The organism is Streptomyces sp. NBC_01214, assembly GCF_026340975.1.
Classification (GTDB): domain Bacteria; phylum Actinomycetota; class Actinomycetes; order Streptomycetales; family Streptomycetaceae; genus Streptomyces.
This window is the reverse complement of record NZ_JAPEOS010000003.1, coordinates 2,077,080-2,095,138: the sequence shown is the minus strand read 5'-3', so window position 1 is coordinate 2,095,138 and position 18,059 is coordinate 2,077,080. Positions and strand designations below refer to the sequence as shown.

Below are 18,059 nucleotides of genomic sequence, written 5' to 3'. Positions count from 1 at the left end.
GGCCCTGGGGGTCCGCAGCCAGCCGCGTCGATCATCAAGGTGTCGTCCGCGACCACGGCCTGGCGCACCACGAGGTTCACGCCCGGGAAGAGGACGTCTTCGAGTGCTTCCAACTTCATGACGACGTCATCCCCTGGCGAAACGGTCCTGCAGTCCAGCCCGTCGAGCGCCAGCCGTCAGGGCAATGGCAGACTTCGAAGGTGAACTCTGATCTCTATCCCGAGCTGGCCGCTGCGGGCAGCCTTGCCGCCGCGCTGGAACAACTGGCGGCCGACCTTGGTGTCGATCTCGCGGTGGTGCCCGGCGACTGGGGGGCACTCGTTTCGGCGGGCATCGCTGCGTCGGTCCCTGAGCGCAAGCCGCTGTCCGTTCACATCGGGGCCGAGAGTCGCTGGTTCGGCGTCTCTGGTTGGAGCCAGGGGGTCGAACTCATCACCGGATCCACGCCCGATCTGGCGGATGTCGTCAGGGCTGGCGTGGCGTGGGGGCAGGGCGGGAGCCTGCGGGAGCTGCGGACGGAGCTGCCGTTTCTGCACTCCAGCGAGCGAGCCGAGGCGCACGAGCGCGGGCCGGCCGTGGTCGTGGAGCTGCAGTGGCGTTTGATGCGGGAACAGGCAGCCGAGGCGCCGGAATTTCCTGAGTTCGCTGCACTCGTGGAAGCGGCTCACGCCGAACGGAGGCTGCGAGAACTCTATGTGTTCTCCAGCCACTGGACGCTCGGCTTCAGCTCCTGCACCGGATTCCCGTTCGAGAATGAGGTCGCCATCGCCCCGTCATTTGGCGGCGGTCCGTACCGCGTGCTGAAGCACCCTCACGCCGACGTCATCAGCGAGGCCGCAACGGCCGAAGAGGCTGTCGCCTTGGCGGTGACCCGCCTCCCCGCCGGACTTGGCCCGGCGGTCACGGGCACCGCCAAATGAAGTGAGTGGCGCTAGGCGGGGAGGCCGAAGCCCGTACCCGTCATGGACGGTTACCCATCTCGCGACCATGTGACTTCCGGTTAGGAGGCGACAGGCGGCGGTCAGCGTCCGCATGAGGGAATGTTCCCCGCCTGGGTGGGGAACTACCTGACGCCGAACTGGCCGAGGTGGGGAATGGGGCGACCGTCGCCATCCCAGGTCGGGCGGTTGGATCAGCGGGCCCAGGGCAGTCGTACGGCCTCGATCTCCGAGTCGTTGAGGAGGGCTTCGACGAGCGGGGCCGGGCCGGCGACCTTGGTGGCCCACAGGTCGTAGTCCGTGCACAGGACCCAGGACCGGTCGTGGGCCCAGAGGTTGGACGGGCTCCAGGAGTCTTCTTCGGGGTGGTCGTACAGGGCCTTCGCGTCTGCGAGCCGGCCTGCCCGGACGTGCAGGTTGTCGAAGTCCTCTGCCCCGAGCACAAGCGGGGTGTAGTAGGCCAGGCAGCGGGTGTCCGCGCCCTGCGGGCTGTGCTCTGTGAGGATCTCGACCAGTCGGTTCCAGTCGGAGCGGTCCAGGCTGCCCTCGGACGGACCGGTGATGCCGACCGGCCACCCGCCCGACTCGCGGAGCGAAGGGAAGGATGTGTGGCAGGGCAGACGCCCCTCGGCGGCCACGGGATCGCCGGTCCGCCGGGCGAGCTCTGCCCAGCGCAGGCGGCGATAGCGTGGTCCGGGGTGCTCGCCTGTAGACTTGGCGAAGGGGTCCGATGGGTCGGTGAACACGTCCGCGGGGTCGAGACCCGGGATGATCTCGGGACTGGTGCTGTTCCTGTTTAGGAAGGCCCGCAGGTACTCGCCGTACGACATGTCGAAGGGCCCGAGTTCGTGTTCGTACATGGCATGGAGTACCCAGGCCGCGTCGGGCAGCGCCGGCGGCATGAACCCGGTGAGCCCGTCGTCGGAGGCCAGTTCCCTCAGCCAGTCGGTCTCCGCGGACGCGGCGAGCGGCCAGCGGGCGGTCGCCAGAGCGGCGGAGTTCTCGTACATCGGCTCAGGATATGAGCGCAGACCTGGTGTTGCTCCAGCGCCTCCCCAGTCTGGACGCGGCAGTCCTTCCGGCGTAGCCGTCACGGAAGAGCGGTCAGAACCAAGTAGGGTTCTGGCACAACTTCTGTGGTGCGGCGCCGTCGCCCGGCAGAGCCCGGTCGGTGGGAGAGGGAATCGCCACGTCGGCGGCTTGGGCGACGTCGGGCGACCGGCCCACGTGACGCAACACCACAGAAGTTGAGCCAGAACCCCACTTCGGGAGGCGCGTCGGTCGGCGGCTGTTCGCGACGCGGGTTGTCCGGAGGGGCTGCACCTGCGACGGTTATCGGCGTGAACGTGATCTTCGAAGGCGGGCGGCGCAGGTCCGGTAAGGCGTGGCCGACATGATCGGCGGCGGAAGCTGGTGGGTTCTCGTGGAGACCTCCGTCGGAGGAGATTTCCGCTGGGAGCTGGTCCGCACGATCCCGGTCGACGGGGGTCGGGACGGAGCCGTCGACCGGGCTGCACAGCTGGCCCGTACGTGCAGTGATTCCGGGTTTGAGGCTAAAGAGCCCGAAGCCTACGGCCGACGGGTTTTCCGGACAGCGGAGACGGGCTGGCTCGTGGAGGTCGGTCGGTCGTACTGGCCGAATGACATGAAGAGCCCCAGCACGCTCAAAACCCATGTACGGATCACCGTCGGCGAACTGGAGCACGAGAGCGAAACGCCGGTCGCCCAGCCTCCGGCCAAGGGCCGACTGCGGCGTGCGCTGGGCGGAAGCTGAGGGTCGGCCGAGGACGCACATCAGCTTCCGGGTGTTCGATTCGGCGGTTGCTCATCTGCCTCCCGAAGTGGTGAACATCTGCTGTTCGCTCTCGGGTTCTGGCTCAGCTTCTGTGGTGCAGCCACGCTGAGTGACCGGATCGGCTCGGGAATGACAGATCCCGGTGGCGAGAACAAACCGCTGGTCATTCCCCCGCCCCAACGGCCGACCCCTTGCTAAGGAACTGTTTCGCTGCCTCAACTGCTTCCCCGTTGAGTTCCTCGACGGAGACGCCCCAGCTCTCCTCCCAGCCGTTCAAGTTGTGCGCGCAGTGGACGAGGGGTTCGAGTTCCACGGGGTAGCCGAGGTCATAGGCGATGTCTGCCCAGATGAGGTGGGTGCCGACTGCGGGATCCAGGGATCCGTCGGCGATCTGACCGGCGACCCAATGGGCCATGGCCCATTTCGCGGCCCGTGGGTCAGCGGGCGGGTGGAAGAGCAGTCCCAGCTCCTCCAGCACCTGGTCGAAGAGTGCCGGAGCCTCGGGCTCTTCGCGCCGGAGGAGACCGGCCAGCATGGCGAGGGAGGGGCTCTCGACGCCGGCGATCAGCGCGTCCAGCCCAGCCTGGATGAGCCGGTCCGACCCGACGTGCCTACCGAATGCCCTCTCGCGCGCCATGTGGTTGAGCTGCTTGAGAGCGTCGTCGCGGGTCATCACAGTCTTCTCGATCGGCCATCCGGGAGAAGGAGACTCGCACATTCTCAGACGCTGCTGCCATCGAGTTCCTCCTGCGTGTTCGCCGATCAGGACATGAGAACCCGTTTCCGCAGGAGGGCGAAGCCCGCGCGACCGAACATCTGGCGCTTGAGCATTTTGATCCTGTTGACATGTCCTTCAACGACGCCTGAGTTCCAGGGCAGGGTCAGGCCGGCGATGACGGCGTCCCGGTCTCGTTCGATTCCTGTGGCGAGGGTGTGGAGGCTGGGGAGGTCGTCCTGTCGGACGGCGTCGAGCCAGTCCGGCAGCTGTTCGCCCTGGCGCTCGGTCAGCATGGTCGCGAACGACCGGACGTGGCGGGTGAGGGCGGCGATCTCGGGGCAGTTGGCTGAGATGTTCTTGAGCTGGAGTTGCTCCGGTTCGGTCAGGGTCTCGGGGCGGCGGAGGATCCATCCGGCGACTGAGCGGGGCGAGGGGGGCCGGGCCGCCACCGGACGGGGTGATGTCCGTTTGAGGTGCAGGTAGGCACGGACGCGTCCGTAGCTTCCCTGGTAACCGAGGGGGACGACCTCCTCCCATAGCTTCCAGGCGTTGGTGCAACCCTCACTCCAGCGGTCGTCGAGGTAGGGCTTGTACTCGTCCAGGATCGAGGACCGGTTCTGCCACTGGCCGGTGAAGAGGTCTTCCGGTCGTGCGGCGTCGGCGAAACGCTGAACGGTGCGGTATGTCATGCCCAGCTGACGTTGGATCGAGCGCCGGCTGTGCCCGGCCTCGATCAGGGCATGGATCGTGGCGTGCCGGGCTCTGGTGCGATCCGCGTAGCGGCTGCTGGTCGCCCACGGCGAGGTCGCGGGCTCGGCTGCCGGAGCCGGTTCTGTGTCGGGCTGCGGGGCAATGGGAACGAGTACGTGCAGGCAGCGACGGTGCTGGGAGACGCTTCGCTCGGCGGCCTCGCTGAGGTTGTGCCACAGGTGCCACCGGTCGGCGACCTGGACTGCCTGGGGTGCGCCGACGGTGGCACCCTCGGCGAAGAAGGGCGCCCGGTCCCGGCAGATCACCTCGATCCCAGGCCGCTTCGCGAGCCACGCTGCGAGGCTGGCCGATTCCCGGTCGGGCAGCAGGTCGACCGGCCGGCGAGTCTCGACGTCCACCAGAACGGTCCCGTAGTGCCGTCCTTTGCGAGTCGCGTACTCGTCGACACCGACCACCCGCGGGTCGGGCGGCTCCGGTTCCGGCAGTGCGTCGACCAGGCGCAGGACCGTACTCCGGCTGACGCCGACTCCGACCACCTGGGCCATGCGGGCACCGGCCCGGCCGGCCAAGGCCAGACCGATGTCGGACAGCGTCGAGCGAAGCCGCTCCGTCCGCTGGCCGTGGCGACGTGTCAGCCCCGGTATCTGCTCGACGAACGTCCGCCGACCACAGGAGGCATTCGGGCAGGTGAACCGCCGCACTCTCAACCGGAGAACCACACTCCTGCCACCGCTCGGCACGTCAGTAGGAAACCGCAGGTAGGACCCATGAACGTCGTCCGACCACGTCCCGCACAACGGACACGACGCGCCTACCGCCGAGCCCTGGACATCAACGCGCACTATCGCGATGTCCACGTCTACCGACAGCACGACCACGTCTGCCACCGACGGGAACAGTAGATCCTTCAACCGAACTGCAAGGTCATCCACGGCTCCGAACTGTCAGCCCAACCATCCGGACGGACAGCCATTTTCGGGCGACCTCGCCAACACCTGTCACTGTCGCCGCCGTTACTCACCGTGGCCGGATCACAGAACTTGAGCCAGAACCCGCTCTCGTGAATAAAACCAACGGGGTGACGGAGCAGCGGCTGAAGCTGATCAGCGGGGACGAGGCGCGAGCCCTGATGATGCTGCTCGGCGTTCTCGACGACGCGGCGCAGCCCGAGGGGATCCGCAGGGCCGCGGGCGAGATGCGCTTTCGCCTCGGCTCCCGCCTGGCCTGACTCCCAGGGTCGCATCGGCGCCCTGTCGTACGGACGGCGGCGCCCGGGTAGCCGTTCATCAACCCAAGGACGGTTCGTGGACGTCGATGGGGCGCTGGCGCGCACCGATCGGGGCCGCAAGCCAATGAACGATGGGGGCGAAAATGGTCGATTTCACCCCCCGCGTCGATCCAATCCGCCAAATCGCCTGAATAGGTCAAAATCCCGCCTCGGAGTGGCCTGCGATCCATTGAAATCCGTTCCGTACTTGCGCCCCCTATTTCGCCTATCTTGGGTGTTCATCGGACGCCGAGGCCGCCCCGGCCCGGCCGAACCGAGAGGAATGCATGCCCTTACCTCGCTACGTCCTCGGCCCGACACACCTCGCCGGTGACACCTTCGGCTGGCAGCTCAACCGCGACGGGCGTTTCCTGGGCTGCCACGAGACCTTCGCGGACAACTTCGACCACGATGTCGAGGGCGCGATGGACTGGGCCGAGCAGGTCATCGGCACCCGGCAGGACTGGCGGCACACCCCGACGGCGGCCCGGACCGGTGGATCGCTGCCGACGACCGCGCGGGGGTCGGCACCGGCGTGCTGCGCTCCCTGGAGCCCGGCACGCTTCTGGTCGCCGTCGGCCCCGGCGCCTCGGGCAAGAGCACCTTCGCCGCCCAGGCCGGGATCGTCACGGTGGTCTGCCTCGACTCCCTGCGCCAGCAGATCGGGGGCAACGCCGGGGACCGTCCGTCACACCGTCCGCCTTGGTCGAGCAGAACATCCTGCTGGAGAAGTACCTGACGGGGTTCCCGTCACAGTCAGCCGCGATGGACAACAGCCGGAACGTCGGAACTTCATCACCGGCAGGCCATACCCAGTCGTAGAGCGACCCGGCTCAGAGGGGTGCCGTCTGCAACTCGCCGATGACCTGCAGGCCGACTTGCGCTACCGGCCAGGTGGCACGTCGGGCTTCGATCTGTTTCAACCACAAGCAGTCCATGCTCGTCGTGAGTTGAGGTGAGCGGCTACACAGGGGTCAGTGTGGGGGCACGACCCCGGTCATCGGCCGGCGCTGGAGCAGACGGAGACGGTCGGCGACGAAGGCCCACTCCAGGTCCTGCGTCCCGCCGAAGACCTGCTCGCAGCGGGCGGTGAGTTCCCGCAGGCTCTCCAACCGCGTCTCGTCGAGGCAGAGTCGGTGAATTCGGTCGGCGGGGACCGGGACCTGGCTCGTTCCGCCGGCCAGCGCGGGCTCCACGGCCAAGTCCTTCATGCCCGCCGTGCGCTCGATCACCCTGCCGTCGCGGCGGACCCGGTAGTGATCCGGTACGACCAGGCCGCTGACCACGGCTTCACCCAGGCCCCAACTCGCCTCGATCAACAGGACGTCGGAGCCGTCGAGGGGGTCTCGGGAGAACAGGACTCCGGCGCACTCGGGTACCATCAACTCCTGTACCACCACTGCCACTCTGGGCCGGCCGGGCAGCCCGAGCCGCTCACGGTAGGCGAGCGCGGCGGCCGAGTGCGCCGAATCTCTCACCGTTCGGACCGCCTCGGTCAGCCCGTCCGAACCCCGTACGTTGAGGCAGGTGAGGTGCTGTCCGGCGAAGCTCGCCCCGGCCGAGTCCTCGCCCAGCGCGGATGAACGTACGGCCAGCCCGCCGCCCTGCAAGTCGGTGGTCGACACGTGCAGGGCGGCGAGCGCCTCGTTGTCGCCTTCTGCGACGGCGTCGACAAACAGCCATTCCAGGGCGATTCCTTCCGGTACCGGTAGACCGGCCCGGGCGGCGGCCGCGAGTTGTGAGGCCTTGCCGCCGTACCGGCTCTCGTCGGTGGCCAGGCGGAGCGGCACCGGGGCGGACCAGGTGCTCGGCGACAGCGGACCGGTCATCGGACCACCGCCGCCTCTCCGGCCCGGCCGTCGACCCGCACCCGGGCGCCGTCGGGTATCACCGCCGTGGCATCCGTGCATCCGACGACGCCGGGGATGGCGAACTCCCGGGCGACGATGGCGGCGTGGGAGAGCGCCCCACCGCGATCGGTGACGATCGCGCCGAGCAGCGGCAGGACGATGTTGAAGGCCGTGGTGGTCGCGCCGGTGACCAGGACGTCCCCGGGCTGGATGCGCTCGAACTCGGGCACGCCGCTGATCACCCGTGCAGTGCCCTCGTACACGCCCGGGCTTGCGCCGAGCCCGTGCACGGTCCGCCCCTCGGTCCGCGCTGCCGGGTTGCTGAACATGGCAAGGACGATGGCCCCGAGGGCGCGTTCCAGGCGTGCCGCGGCGGGCGGCAGCCAATCAGGCGGCAGCGGGTCGCCCGGGGGTGGACCCAGCATCGGCGGCGCGTCCGCGTACCGGGCGTGGTCGCGGTAATGCGCCCGGGCGACGAGTTCCGCGGCGTCGGGCCCGGAGCCCGTACGGACCAGGGCGCGCAGCTCGGCGTAGCCCGCCTCGGCCAGGTGGGCGGGTGCGTAGATGCGGCCCTGCTCGGTGAGCCGTCGGCCGGCCGCCAAGATGGCGCGCCGGGTGAGGCCGATGGCCGGCAGGTCCGCGCACGACCCGCGCTCGTCGCGCAGCCGGGAGACCAACCGCGCCTCGGCGAGCAGCTCGTCGAAGCGGGAGCGGTGCGGCGCGGGTACGACGTCGCGAAGGTCGGCCGCCGCGTCGGCGCGCTGGTCGGCGCGGGCGTCCGCCTGGGGCCTCGTCGAGGAGGAGACCGCCGAGCGAATGGCCGCGAGCACGACGGCGGGCAACTCCGCCACGCAGGGATCGCCCACATCCTCGCCATTGACGGGGCGCCAGCCCGCCGTCTCCAGGTAGTCGGCAAGGGCGGTACTCGTACGTCCCGCGACGGCCCCCAGCGCCGCCAGCAGCTCCTGGGGTCGCGCCGGGGAGGCGAGCAGCTCGCTCGCCCGGGGGTCCGCTGCCACGGCGGCGGCCAGCTCGGCCAGTTCCTCCCGGTCCGCCAGCGGGTCGGGGCTCGATCCTGCCAGCGGGGCCAGGATCTCGCCGGTGGTACGCCCGGTCCACTCCTGACAGTGTGCGAGCAGATCGCCCATCGGCAGCAGTGCCGGCATGTTGAACAGGTGGTGCAGGTAGCCGGCTCGGCGCTGGTGCTCCCGGCATCGGTCGAGGTAGGCGAGCAGACTGCCGGTGTCGAGGAGACCGGGCTCGACCTGCTGCAGTTCGCGCCGCTCGCGCTGTAGCCCGGGTCTGACCTCCTCGTCCCATCGGCGCAGGTCCTCGCGCCACAGCTTGCGCTCGAAAACGGTCACGCTGGTCGCGAGCCTGGCGCGAATCTCGGGATGATCGGCGACAAGGCGTTCCCAGACCTCCCTCGGCGGGTGGTCCGTGGCGTCCGGCGGGGCTCCCAGCGGCTGCGGATGGTAGTAGCAGAAGCCGTTGACGAAGGCCCAGTCCAGCCGTTCCAGCAGCGACCCGTACCGGCGGAGGCTCTCTCCGAAGCCGCGATGCATCTCCTCGATGAAGATCTCGGCGTGGAACCTGGTCACCGGGCGGGTGAAGTGGGTCGGGTCCAGGAACCAGGTACCCGGCCCCGGCGGAGCGAAAGTGCGTTCCGTGGCGATGCTCATGGCTCTCCTCCTCGCCGGTCATCCGCTCGGGTGGCGTAGCGGGCCGTCCGGGTCTCGCCGCAGCTCGTCCGTGAGCACCCTCACCGCCCAGGCGGCGGCCATGCCGGCCTCCGCCCCGTCGAGCCCCGCCTGCAGCCGCATGGCCTGCCAGGCCGGGGCGCTCACCAGCAGGTACAGCACGGCGACCGCGCGGCGGCGGGCTACCGGGTCGGCCTCCGCCGTGAGCTCGGCCAGCGCCGCCTCCACCGAGTGGAACCGGTCCCTGCGGCCCTGCTCCCGCAGCGGCCGGGCGGCCTTGGAGTTCAGCATGGCGAGGATCAGCGGTGCGTGCTCGTCGTACGAGCGGTAGAGCTCCGGCGCCACGCGGCGCAGCCCGTCCAAGGTGTCCGGGTAGGACTGCGTGAGCACGTGCAGATTCTCCTGGGCCCACCCGCTCCAGTCCGCGAAGAGTGCCTCCCTGGTCGGGAAGTGCCGGTAGACGGTGCGGACGGCGACGCCTGCGCGCTCCGCCACGAGCGGGATGGTCAGCTCCTGGACGCTTTCGTCGGCGATGGCCTCGGTGAGCGCGGCGAGGATCAGCTGCCGGGTCTGCTCAAGCTGCCCGGCACGCAGCGGACTCTCGTACGCGCGCTTCTCTTTCATGGCACGTCGACAGTACTCCAATTCATGCCAAACTGTCGAGAAACGGTATAAATATTCCCAAGGAGGGATGGAGGCTGAGGGGGATGCTGGACGGACATCCGGCTCTCATCGGCTGCCTGGGAAGGTCGGTGAGCGCGAGGGCCGGGAGGTGGAACCGAGCGCGAGGATCATCGACGCGCACGCAGTCGGTGCGGGCCGCCACGTCAGTGCCGGCCGCCTCACGCGGCCACGACGGCGCCAAGAAAATCCATGCGACCCCTGTATCTCCCGGGCGCACCCGCCGGCCCCTTCAGGCGTGGGCGCGGTCGTGGCGGGCCAGGTGAGCGGCGGCGACCTGGCCCGCCAGAGCCGGACCCGTGCTCTCGTAGGCGAGGGGGGCCAGGTCCGAGGGCGGGATGTAGCCCTCGGGCATGGCCGCATACGCGCGGTCCAGCAGGTCGGCGTAGCCGTCGGCCAGGGCCTGTCCCCGGACCAGGCGCGGCGAGTGTGGGTGCTGGTGCACGAGCAGCCCGAGGGCACCTGGGGCGCGGGCGGCTCCGTCGTCCGCTACGCCGACCTGATCGCGTTGGCGAAGGGACAGCGGGCTGATGGGTGAACTGACCTACGTCGCCCGGCACATCGTCGAACAGCGCGAGGTACCCGACCCCGAGATCAGGTCCGGCCAGGAGACGATCGCCGCCCCCGTCGCCGCCACCTCCTGCGACGCTGTGGTCTCCCCTGTGTCTAGGCAACGCCGGCGGCGTGTCACAGGCATGTGGCAGGGTTCCGTCATGGATGCCTCAGACGTCAATCGGCCGGTCGACCCGGATGCAGGGGACTTGACTCAGCCTCGGATCCCTCGTCCGTCCGAGACGCTTCGCATACCCCCGGGGGTCCTGGACTCGATTCAGGAAGCAGCGCGAACAGCCACGGAGGCCTCCAGGCTGCAGATAGACATGCCAGCGATGGCGGCGGCCATCTCACCGGTAGTTGCAGCCCTCGCGGACACCAGGGCTGAGCTCCTCGCCAACGTCGACTGGGCGACCACTTCGCCCGTACTCACAACCCTCGCAGACACCGCGTCCGCACTCACCGACACAGTTGACCTGTCATGGCTGCAAGGCAGCCTGTCCCAAATCACGGCCGTCGCTGCCCAGCAGGACTGGTTCACCCAACACGTGCAGACGCTGTCCAGCAGCTGGCCGGCCGGCAGCGAGGCGGGGACCCGCTGACAGCGCATTGCGCTGCTGACGAACCCTGACGCCGATGCGGATGGGTCGGCCCGGCGGTACTGCCCCCAACGAGTGGGCACCGGGCCTGACCCGCGCACGCCATATCGGCACGGGCTGCAGCGACCCTAACCCGGCCCTGACCTGTGTCTCACCCACCTGTGCGACACCGAGCAGGGGCAGCCCCGGACAGCGGATATCGTCGTTATACCGGGCATGATCAGTACGAAATACCGGGCATGATCAGTACGAAGCAGTTCGCCGGCGAGAACGCCGCCCTGGACCTCATGCTGGCCCACCTCACCCACGACCCGCAGGCCATCGCCTCCGCCACCGCCGACACCGCCGTCTGCCCCACCACCACGGCGTATGCGCGCCAGCAGCTCGCCGGGCTACTGCACGACGCTGTCCTCGCCCACCCCGACTTCTCCCCCCGTCGGCCGGCCGTCCTCGGCCCGGCCGGACGGGCCTGGCTCCAGCACGTCACCATGCATGGCCCCGTCGCGGACACCGTCATGGCTCTCGCCGACGACGGAACCGACCCCCGCCACCGCCTCGACGGCGCCCAGTGGATCGCCGCGTACGCGATCAGCGCCGTGGCCCGCATCATCGACGTCTACGGACCTGACGAAACCGCCGAACGCCTCACCCAGATCCGGAACGCCGACTTCCTCCCCCACCTCGCCCCGTAAACCCGCGGACAGAACTGCCGCCGGCCAGGCCGCCCAGGGACAGGTCCGTGCAGCGGATCCCGCCTTGGGTGTGCCACTCCAACACCGGTCCCACAGCGTCGCCGTGCTCCTGGCACCAGGAGACGGGAACCACACCGCCGCAGTCGTGGCGCTTGCACACGCACCCCTTGCCCGGCCTGGCATAGGCGACGCCGTGGCGCACCAGCCCGCCCGGCGGCCCTGACGCGGCGGTGCCGCGCAGTCCTGCCGGCCAGGCCAGCGTCAGGCGCAGGCCTCCCGATCCCGGCCGGAACCGGTCGATCACGCGCACTTCGCCGAGGACGTAAAGGGTGGTGCCCCGGGCGTGGCCAGGTGCTTGACAGTCAGTCCGAACGTGCCTGCGGACAGGGCGGCGAGCGCGTCGGCGTCCTCGTCGGTGGTCCAGCCGGACAGGCGGTCCTCGTCTTCGGCGTCGTTGGCCAGGAGCAGGTGCGGGTCCTCGATCCGGAACCGGTGCGTACCGCCGTCTGCTCCGGCGACGACCAGGGCGGCAGACGGTGCCTCCGTGGGGACGGCGATCTTGCCGTGGGCCAGGAGCCAGGCTACGACCGTGGCCCGGTCGAACTCCGGGCTCGTCTCCGTACCGCCCACCTGCGCCGGGAAGTCGACGTCGCGGCGGCGCCAGTTCGCCGCCGCGGCCCGGCCCACCCCGGCGATCCGCCCCACCTCCGCCAACAGCACCCGGTCCTCGCCTGGGACGAGTGGGGTGAGGGCGGCGAGCGGAGAGCGGCGTCCGGTCGGGGCGGTGGCCACCGCCTGCCAGTCCACCAGTGCCGGGCGACCTGCAGCAGCGCCACGTCGACAGCCGAGAACAGCGGGACAACCGTGACGCCGCCGTGGGACTTGTAGTCCACCTCCACGGTGCCGATCGGGGAGAGGAACCCGAGCCGCACCGCGGCGTCGCAGTCGACCCGGCGGACGCCGAGCCGACGGGCGGCCTGGTCGGGGCCGAGGGGGCCGTACCGGTCGAGCAGGGCGGGCAGGTCCCGGCGACGCGCGAGCGTGTTGACCTGGTCCGGGTGCACGTCAGGGAAGGCGACCTCACCGCCGAGGTGGACGAGGAGTCCGGCACGGACGAGGTGACCGACCGCCGACGCGGTCACCCGCGGCCGGCACCGCGGCAACGGCACCCCGAGCGCCTCCGTCAGCCGGTCCGCCGCCCACCCCGCCCCAACCGGGCCCCGCAGCGCCGCCCGGACCGCCTCCGGCCGGGTCGGTGGCCTCCACCACCGCCCGCGACCACCGGCCCGGCGTCCGCGGCCGGGCCCAGACCCGAACCGGTCGCCCACCGCCACGCCGCGACCGGCACCAGGACCCGCTGCTCCCGTGTCCGCCAAGTCCGACGCGGGGCGGCCCGGCAGCGCAACGGCACCGCTTCCGCCGCCGTTCAGTACTGTACGGAGCGGCCGTTCCGTACAGTGCGGAGCACCGGAAGGGGACTCGCGATGGCCGGTCTGAGGCTGGGCCCGCTCCTGCGCCACGTGGACTGGGAGTCGGGCACGAGCGCGACGGTGTGGGTCGAGACCGACCGGGCGTGCACGGCGGAGGTCCGGTGCCCGGGCGGCGGCGGTGGTTCAGCTCCCACGTTCCGCGTCGTCGGCCACCACTACGCACTGGTGGTCGTGACCGGGCTCGCCCCTGGGTCCGCCACAACGTACGAGGTGCTGCTCGACGGCGAGCGGGTGTGGCCCCTCGCGGACTCGCCCCAGCCGCCCAGCACCATCCACACGCCGCCGGTCCCGGCGACGGGCGCGGTGGTCGCCTTCGGCTCGTGCCGGTGGGCGGCGTCTGCTGTGGGCGAGCCCGATCCGGTGGGCCCCGATGTCCTCGACACCCTCTCCGCCCGGCTCGCCGCCGACCCAGAGGCGGAACGTCCGGACGTTCTCCTCCTCCTCGGCGACCAGGTGTACGCGGACGAGACGTCCGCCGACACCCGCGCCTGGATCGCCCGGCATCGGCGGGCCGCTGGCACCGGCTCCGCCGCCCCGCCGGACCAGGTCGCCGACTATGAGGAGTACACCCACCTCTACGACGAGTCCTGGGGCGACCCCGAACTGCGCTGGCTGCTCTCGACCGTACCCAGCTGCATGATCTTCGACGACCACGACGTCATCGACGACTGGAACACCAGCGCCGCCTGGGTAGCGGACATGCGGGCAACGCCCTGGTGGCACGAGCGGATCACCAGCGGCCTGATGTCGTACTGGGTCTACCAGCACCTCGGGAACCTCTCCCCCGCCGAGCTCGCCACGGACGAGCTGTACGCGGCAGTACTGGCGGCCGACGACGGCACGGAGGCGCTGCGCGCGTTTGCCGAATGCGCCGACGCCGACCCGTCGACGGCGCGCTGGAGCTACCGCAGGGACTTCGGCCGCACCCGGCTGCTGATGGTCGACACCCGGGCCGCGCGGGTGCTGGAGGAGCAGCACCGGGCGATGCTGGACGCCGAGGAGGCGGCCTGGCTGCGGACGCAGGCGTTCGACGACCCCGGCGGCGTCGACCACCTGCTGGTCGGGACCTCGCTCCCGTGGCTGCTGCCCCCGATGGTCCACTTCGCGGAGGGCTGGCACGCGGCGCTCTGCCGGGGCGAACGCGGGCCGCGCTGGGCGCGCTTCGGTGAGTGGCTGCGCCGGCGGGCGGACCTGGAGCACTGGGCGGCGTTCACCTCGTCGTTCGGAAGGCTGACGGAGACGGTCGCCGAGGTGGGGAGGGCCGAGGCGGCCCCGGCGACGGTGTGCGTGCTCTCCGGGGACGTGCATCACGCGTATGTGGCGGAGCCCGTCTGGACCACCGGGCGGCAGCCGCGCTCCCGTGTCTTCCAGTTCACCTGCTCACCCCTGCATAACTCTGTGCCCGCAGCCATACGGGTCGGATTCCGTTTCGGCTGGAGCCGGTTCGCCAAGGGGATCGGACATCTCCTCGCCCGCCACGGACGGGTCGCGAGACCGGCGATCCGGTGGGGGCGCACCGGCGGACCGTGGTTCGGCAACCAGTTGATGACGCTGACACTGCGCGGACGTACGGCGCGGCTGCGGCTGGAGAGGGCCTCGGCGGGTGCCGAGCGGGGGCGCCGCGGGACCGACCGCGCGGGAGCGCGGCTTGTCGGCGTCCTCGATCGCAGTCTGACGGACGGAAGTTGACGCCCCCGTTACTGAGGTTTTCAGGGTGGGGTCGGTGGTGCGAGGGTCAGACTTGTGGCGGTGAAGCAGCCGTCGATCAGGTGCGGCCTGAGCTGGATTCTGCGTAACTCGCGGCGGAGTATGCGGTCGAGGTCGTCAGGTGTTTCGAAGGTGGTGTTGGCCATTGCTCTGCGCACGAGTGACCAGGCGGCCTCGACGGGGTTCAAGTCAGGCGCATAGGGCGGGAGGCGGACGGTCGTAAGCCAGTCGTGCTCGGCCTCGTACCGTTTCAGCCCGGCGGCCAAATGGGATTGTCCCAGACCACTACGATCGGGCCGTCGAGCTGGATGTGTGCCCGCACCAGCAGGTCGCGGTAGTCCTTCCAGGAGAAGCTCTTGCGTGCCCCCTTGAGCAGGAGATGGGTGCGGGGGCGGTGGATGAGACGGCTCTTCTCACCGGGTTTGTAGCAACACAGCGCGGCGACCGAGGTCCGGCGGCGGGACCTGCCACGGACGCGGACGACGGGGGTCTGCCCGCGCCGGCCCCAGGTGCGGCCACGCGGCGGAGTCATCGAGAAGCCGGCTTCGTCCTCGAAAAGGATCCCGGCACCGGACGCCGCCGCGAGGCTTTTCCCCGCGGCCACACCTCCTTCTTCCACAGCTCCACCGCGTGCTCGTTACCGGCAGGCCAGCCTTCACGAGATGCCCGACGGCCGACGCCGTCACCCGAGGCCGTATGGGCGGCATCGGCACCCCCAGGCCTCCGTCAACCGGTCCGCCCTCTCCCCCGCGCCTACCGGGCACCGCAGCGCGGAACGGACCGCCTCGGAGTCGACGGACTCGACCACCGCCCCCGGCCGGCGTCCGCCACCGGGACCAGACCCGAACCCGTCGCCCACCGCCACGCCCCGACCGACACCCGCAGCAGACCCGCCGCCTCCGACTCGTCGAACACCTCACGCACCGAACGCACCAGCAACCCCACTGATCTGAGCCCTCAGCCCGAACCGGCGACCAGTGCCTCGCCAAGCGGGGTGCGCCGGTAGAGCACCGACCGTCCGGACCGGGCGCGGACGAGCAGTCCCGCGCCTCGCAGGATGGAGAGGTGGTCTCCTACCGCGCCGGGTGCCATGGCGAGGCTTCGGGCGAGGTGGCTGGTACTGGCCGGGGCATCCAGCGCCAACAGCAGCCGGGCTCGGGCCCGGCCGACCAGAGCGGTCAGCGCGTCCGGTTGGGGGACGGTCCCCTGTTCGCCCCACAGGGCGGCGGTGCCGCGGGCAGGATAGACCAAGGTCCTGGGCCAGGGGTCTTCCATGTGGGCGGCGATATGCCCGACGAAGACCGAAGGGATCAGCAGGAGCCCGTCGCCCGCGAGGCGGACTGTTCCGCCTCGGAAGAAGCCGATCTCGAGACCGCCAGCGTGCCAGGCGACGCCCGGGTGCAGGCTCTCGATGGTCGCGGCCCATCCGTGTTCGCCGATCACCCCCACCCGGTACACGACATCGCGCTCACAGATCGCGCGCAGTTGCGGCCAGTCCGCGGCGAGCAGCTCGTGCCACGCCTGGTCCATCGCCTCGGCGATCCTGGAGACGGCGTCCGCCGAGTCCAGCACAGCGCGTACGCGGGGATCACGGGCGGACGGTCCGGTCGCGGTGGTGGCGATTTCGTGGCGGGCCGCTTCCAGCGGTGTGGCCCGGATCACGGACAGGTCGTCAGCCCAGTTCTGGTTGAGGCCGCGCGGGGGTGGGGCGACGAAGTTCGGTCCGCCTTGCGGGGCCTGCAGCGCGAGGGCGGCGTCCAGTTCGGTCTCGCGGCGAAGCCGTTCAAAGACCGGCATGAGCCGGGCGGCCCAGGCTCGCGGCAGCGGCTGGCCTTGGCCGGCGAGCGAGCGCAGCAGCAAACAGAGGTCCAGTGCGGGCGAGAGCGCGAAGCGGCTGCGCAGTAGGTCCTCGACGGAGACTTCGAAGCGCAGCACCCGGTCATGCTACCGAAGGACGTCTGTTCCGATTCGTCCAGCGACGAATCATTGGTGAGTGGCGTGGGCACACGGCGAGGCTGGGCGTCATGACCCCAACCGCCGAACCCGCGCAGGTCAACCACCGTGCCACCTACCGGAAGGTGCTGGCCGAGCCGCGATTCCGACTGCTCTTCTCAACCCGCACCGTCGCGATCACTGCGGACGCGATGCGGATCACCACGTTCTCGGTGCTGGTCTTCTCGGCCACCGGCTCCGCGGTGCTGAGCGCACTGGCCTTCGGAATCGGCTTCATCCCGCAGCTGTTTGGCTCGCTTCTGCTGGGCTCACTGGCCGACCGACTGCCGCCCCGCGCCCTCATCACCGGCGGCTACGCCTTGACGTGCGCCGCCGCCCTGCTGATCGCCCTGGTGCGGATGCCGGTCGCGGCAAGCCTCGGTGTCGTGGCGCTGGTCGCCCTCGCCACACCGGTGTTCAGCGGCGCGTCGAGTCGGCTGGTCGCGCAGTCGTTGGAGGGCGACGCCTATGTACTGGGCCGTTCACTGAACAACATCGCTGCCTCCGGCGCGCAATTGTTCGGTCTGGCGCTGGGAGGTGCGGTCGTCGCGGCACTCGGCCCGCGCCGGGCGCTAGCGGTCAGCGCCGCCCTTTACTTCGGCTGCGCGCTTGCTATCCGCATCCGGCTACCCCGGCTGCAGCCGGGAAAGTTCGGCGGCACACCCAGCAGCGCTCGGGGCGAGGGCGGGGCCGTCCGGGCAAGCCTGCACGGTGCCGGCCTGCTGCTGCGCGGACGCACGGTGCGACGACTGATGCTGGCCCAGTGGCTACCGCCCGCGTTCGTTGCAGGCGCGGAAGGCCTGATCGTCGCCTACGCCGGAGGACGCCACTTCGCGCCCGGCTGGTACGCGGTGCTGATGGGCTGTCTGCCGGTCGGCATGCTCGTCGGTGACCTGCTGGTGGGCCGACTCCTACTACCACCCAGCCGGGAGCGACTGGTAGTCCCGTTGATTGCGCTGATGGGACTGCCGCTGGTCGGCTTCGCTGCCGAGCCCGGAGTGGGCGTCTCGTCCTGTCTGCTGCTGCTCAGCGGCTTCGGATTCGCCTACGGTCTCGGCCTGCAACGGCCGTTCCTGAACGCCCTGCCGCCAGATGGCCAGGGCCAGGCCTTCGGTCTGCTCGGCTCCGGCGGCATGACGCTGCAGGGCGTCGGGCCGGTCTGCTTCGGCTCGGTGGCCGCAGTCATCGGAACCGGCGGCGCCATCGCCCTGGCAGGCGGCGCGGCGGCGCTCACGGCCGGCTGGATTCTCACCTGGCACCCGCCCATCGCCCCGGTCCCCGTCCCGAACTACTCAACGGGATCAGAGAACGGCACCGAACAGCATGCGTGTAGTTCTCCTGCTCAGTAACCGTCGCCGGTCGAGTCG

General features: G+C 70.3%; 17 protein-coding genes and 2 pseudogenes. 9 read left to right on the top strand and 10 right to left on the bottom strand.

The features are described from left to right. The first annotated feature begins 200 nt into the window (after positions 1–200). Entirely contained in the window at positions 201–920 is a 720-nt protein-coding gene (locus tag OG594_RS46255; RefSeq protein WP_266608735.1) for a DUF6193 family natural product biosynthesis protein, read from the top strand. Between the two features lie 212 nt (positions 921–1,132). Here the strand turns inward: OG594_RS46255 and OG594_RS46250 are convergent, their stop codons facing one another. After that, complete coding sequence (locus OG594_RS46250) at positions 1,133–1,948, bottom strand: hypothetical protein (RefSeq protein ID WP_266608733.1); 816 nt, start codon at positions 1,946–1,948, stop codon at positions 1,133–1,135. Between the two features lie 374 nt (positions 1,949–2,322). On the opposite strand from OG594_RS46250, the gene OG594_RS46245 reads away from it, so the two are divergent. After that, entirely contained in the window at positions 2,323–2,712 is a 390-nt protein-coding gene (locus OG594_RS46245; protein ID WP_266608731.1) for a hypothetical protein, read from the top strand. A gap of 184 nt (positions 2,713–2,896) precedes the next feature. Here OG594_RS46245 and OG594_RS46240 read toward each other — a convergent pair whose 3' ends face one another. Together OG594_RS46240 and OG594_RS46235 are read right to left on the bottom strand one after the other, a co-directional pair. Further along, on the bottom strand, positions 2,897–3,406 hold the full coding sequence (locus OG594_RS46240) for a hypothetical protein (protein ID WP_266608553.1): 510 nt from the start codon (positions 3,404–3,406) through the stop codon (positions 2,897–2,899). An 89-nt stretch (positions 3,407–3,495) separates the two neighbouring features. After that, on the bottom strand, positions 3,496–5,004 hold the full coding sequence (locus OG594_RS46235; RefSeq protein ID WP_266608898.1) for an ISL3 family transposase: 1,509 nt from the start codon (positions 5,002–5,004) through the stop codon (positions 3,496–3,498). A 236-nt stretch (positions 5,005–5,240) separates the two neighbouring features. Here OG594_RS46235 and OG594_RS46230 point away from each other — a divergent pair, with 236 nt between their 5' ends. Further along, positions 5,241–5,390: a hypothetical protein gene (locus OG594_RS46230; protein WP_266608729.1), complete on the top strand. Its 150-nt coding sequence runs from the start codon at positions 5,241–5,243 to the stop codon at positions 5,388–5,390. A gap of 574 nt (positions 5,391–5,964) precedes the next feature. After that, positions 5,965–6,168: a hypothetical protein gene (locus OG594_RS46225; RefSeq protein ID WP_266608727.1), complete on the top strand. Its 204-nt coding sequence runs from the start codon at positions 5,965–5,967 to the stop codon at positions 6,166–6,168. 235 nt (positions 6,169–6,403) lie between these two features. On the opposite strand, the gene OG594_RS46220 is transcribed toward OG594_RS46225, so the two are convergent. The 4 genes from OG594_RS46220 to OG594_RS46205 all read right to left on the bottom strand — a co-directional run bounded on the left by OG594_RS46220 (position 6,404) and on the right by OG594_RS46205 (position 10,105). After that, positions 6,404–7,258, bottom strand: coding sequence for a PEP/pyruvate-binding domain-containing protein (locus tag OG594_RS46220; RefSeq protein ID WP_266608725.1), 855 nt, complete (start codon positions 7,256–7,258; stop codon positions 6,404–6,406). Further along, the gene (locus OG594_RS46215; RefSeq protein WP_266608723.1) at positions 7,255–8,961 is read right to left on the bottom strand and encodes a PEP-utilizing enzyme; all 1,707 of its coding nucleotides are present in this window, start codon (positions 8,959–8,961) and stop codon (positions 7,255–7,257) included. The genes OG594_RS46220 and OG594_RS46215 overlap by 4 nt, the downstream gene beginning before the upstream one ends. 18 nt (positions 8,962–8,979) lie before the next feature. Then, positions 8,980–9,603: a TetR/AcrR family transcriptional regulator gene (locus tag OG594_RS46210; RefSeq protein WP_266608721.1), complete on the bottom strand. Its 624-nt coding sequence runs from the start codon at positions 9,601–9,603 to the stop codon at positions 8,980–8,982. A gap of 289 nt (positions 9,604–9,892) precedes the next feature. Next, positions 9,893–10,105 (bottom strand): hypothetical protein, encoded by a 213-nt coding sequence (locus tag OG594_RS46205; RefSeq protein ID WP_266608929.1) that lies wholly within the window; start codon positions 10,103–10,105, stop codon positions 9,893–9,895. Between OG594_RS46205 and OG594_RS46200 the strand changes: the two are divergent. The 3 genes and pseudogenes from OG594_RS46200 to OG594_RS46190 all read left to right on the top strand — a co-directional run. Further along, positions 10,061–10,198, top strand: a pseudogene (locus OG594_RS46200) (4-oxalocrotonate tautomerase); the annotation flags it as partial. The gene OG594_RS46205 and the pseudogene OG594_RS46200 overlap by 45 nt on opposite strands. Further along, positions 10,191–10,814 carry a hypothetical protein gene (locus OG594_RS47330; protein WP_323185482.1) on the top strand — a complete coding sequence of 208 codons (624 nt, stop codon included), beginning with the start codon at positions 10,191–10,193 and terminating at the stop codon, positions 10,812–10,814. The pseudogene OG594_RS46200 and the gene OG594_RS47330, both read left to right, overlap by 8 nt. 236 nt (positions 10,815–11,050) lie before the next feature. Continuing rightward, complete coding sequence (locus OG594_RS46190) at positions 11,051–11,503, top strand: hypothetical protein (RefSeq protein WP_266608717.1); 453 nt, start codon at positions 11,051–11,053, stop codon at positions 11,501–11,503. A 300-nt stretch (positions 11,504–11,803) separates the two neighbouring features. On the opposite strand, the gene OG594_RS46185 is transcribed toward OG594_RS46190, so the two are convergent. Then, the gene (locus tag OG594_RS46185) at positions 11,804–12,310 is read right to left on the bottom strand and encodes a hypothetical protein (protein WP_266608927.1); all 507 of its coding nucleotides are present in this window, start codon (positions 12,308–12,310) and stop codon (positions 11,804–11,806) included. Between the two features lie 677 nt (positions 12,311–12,987). On the opposite strand from OG594_RS46185, the gene OG594_RS46180 reads away from it, so the two are divergent. After that, positions 12,988–14,682, top strand: a complete 1,695-nt coding sequence (locus tag OG594_RS46180) for an alkaline phosphatase D family protein (RefSeq protein ID WP_266608715.1) — start codon at positions 12,988–12,990, stop codon at positions 14,680–14,682. 20 nt (positions 14,683–14,702) lie between these two features. Here OG594_RS46180 and OG594_RS46175 read toward each other — a convergent pair. Further along, positions 14,703–15,232: pseudogene (locus OG594_RS46175) on the bottom strand (transposase). Between the two features lie 425 nt (positions 15,233–15,657). Next, a complete protein-coding gene (locus OG594_RS46170; protein ID WP_266608714.1) occupies positions 15,658–16,635 on the bottom strand; it encodes a winged helix-turn-helix domain-containing protein in 978 nt (325 codons plus the stop codon). Positions 16,636–16,724: 89 nt separating this feature from the next. On the opposite strand from OG594_RS46170, the gene OG594_RS46165 reads away from it, so the two are divergent. Then, positions 16,725–18,041 (top strand): MFS transporter, encoded by a 1,317-nt coding sequence (locus OG594_RS46165; RefSeq protein ID WP_266608713.1) that lies wholly within the window; start codon positions 16,725–16,727, stop codon positions 18,039–18,041. Positions 18,042–18,059 lie beyond the last annotated feature (18 nt).

Excerpts from the sequence above, each read along its gene's own strand:
- OG594_RS46180 (WP_266608715.1), top strand. The coding sequence starts at position 12,988 with ATGGCCGGTCTGAGGCTGGGCCCGCTCCTGCGCCACGTGGACTGGGAG.
- OG594_RS47330 (WP_323185482.1), top strand. The coding sequence starts at position 10,191 with ATGGGTGAACTGACCTACGTCGCCCGGCACATCGTCGAACAGCGCGAG.
- OG594_RS46210 (WP_266608721.1), bottom strand. The coding sequence starts at position 9,603 with ATGAAAGAGAAGCGCGCGTACGAGAGTCCGCTGCGTGCCGGGCAGCTT.
- OG594_RS46220 (WP_266608725.1), bottom strand. The coding sequence starts at position 7,258 with ATGACCGGTCCGCTGTCGCCGAGCACCTGGTCCGCCCCGGTGCCGCTC.
- OG594_RS46165 (WP_266608713.1), top strand. The coding sequence starts at position 16,725 with ATGACCCCAACCGCCGAACCCGCGCAGGTCAACCACCGTGCCACCTAC.
- OG594_RS46250 (WP_266608733.1), bottom strand. The coding sequence starts at position 1,948 with ATGTACGAGAACTCCGCCGCTCTGGCGACCGCCCGCTGGCCGCTCGCC.
- OG594_RS46240 (WP_266608553.1), bottom strand. The coding sequence starts at position 3,406 with ATGACCCGCGACGACGCTCTCAAGCAGCTCAACCACATGGCGCGCGAG.
- OG594_RS46215 (WP_266608723.1), bottom strand. The coding sequence starts at position 8,961 with ATGAGCATCGCCACGGAACGCACTTTCGCTCCGCCGGGGCCGGGTACC.
- OG594_RS46190 (WP_266608717.1), top strand. The coding sequence starts at position 11,051 with ATGATCAGTACGAAGCAGTTCGCCGGCGAGAACGCCGCCCTGGACCTC.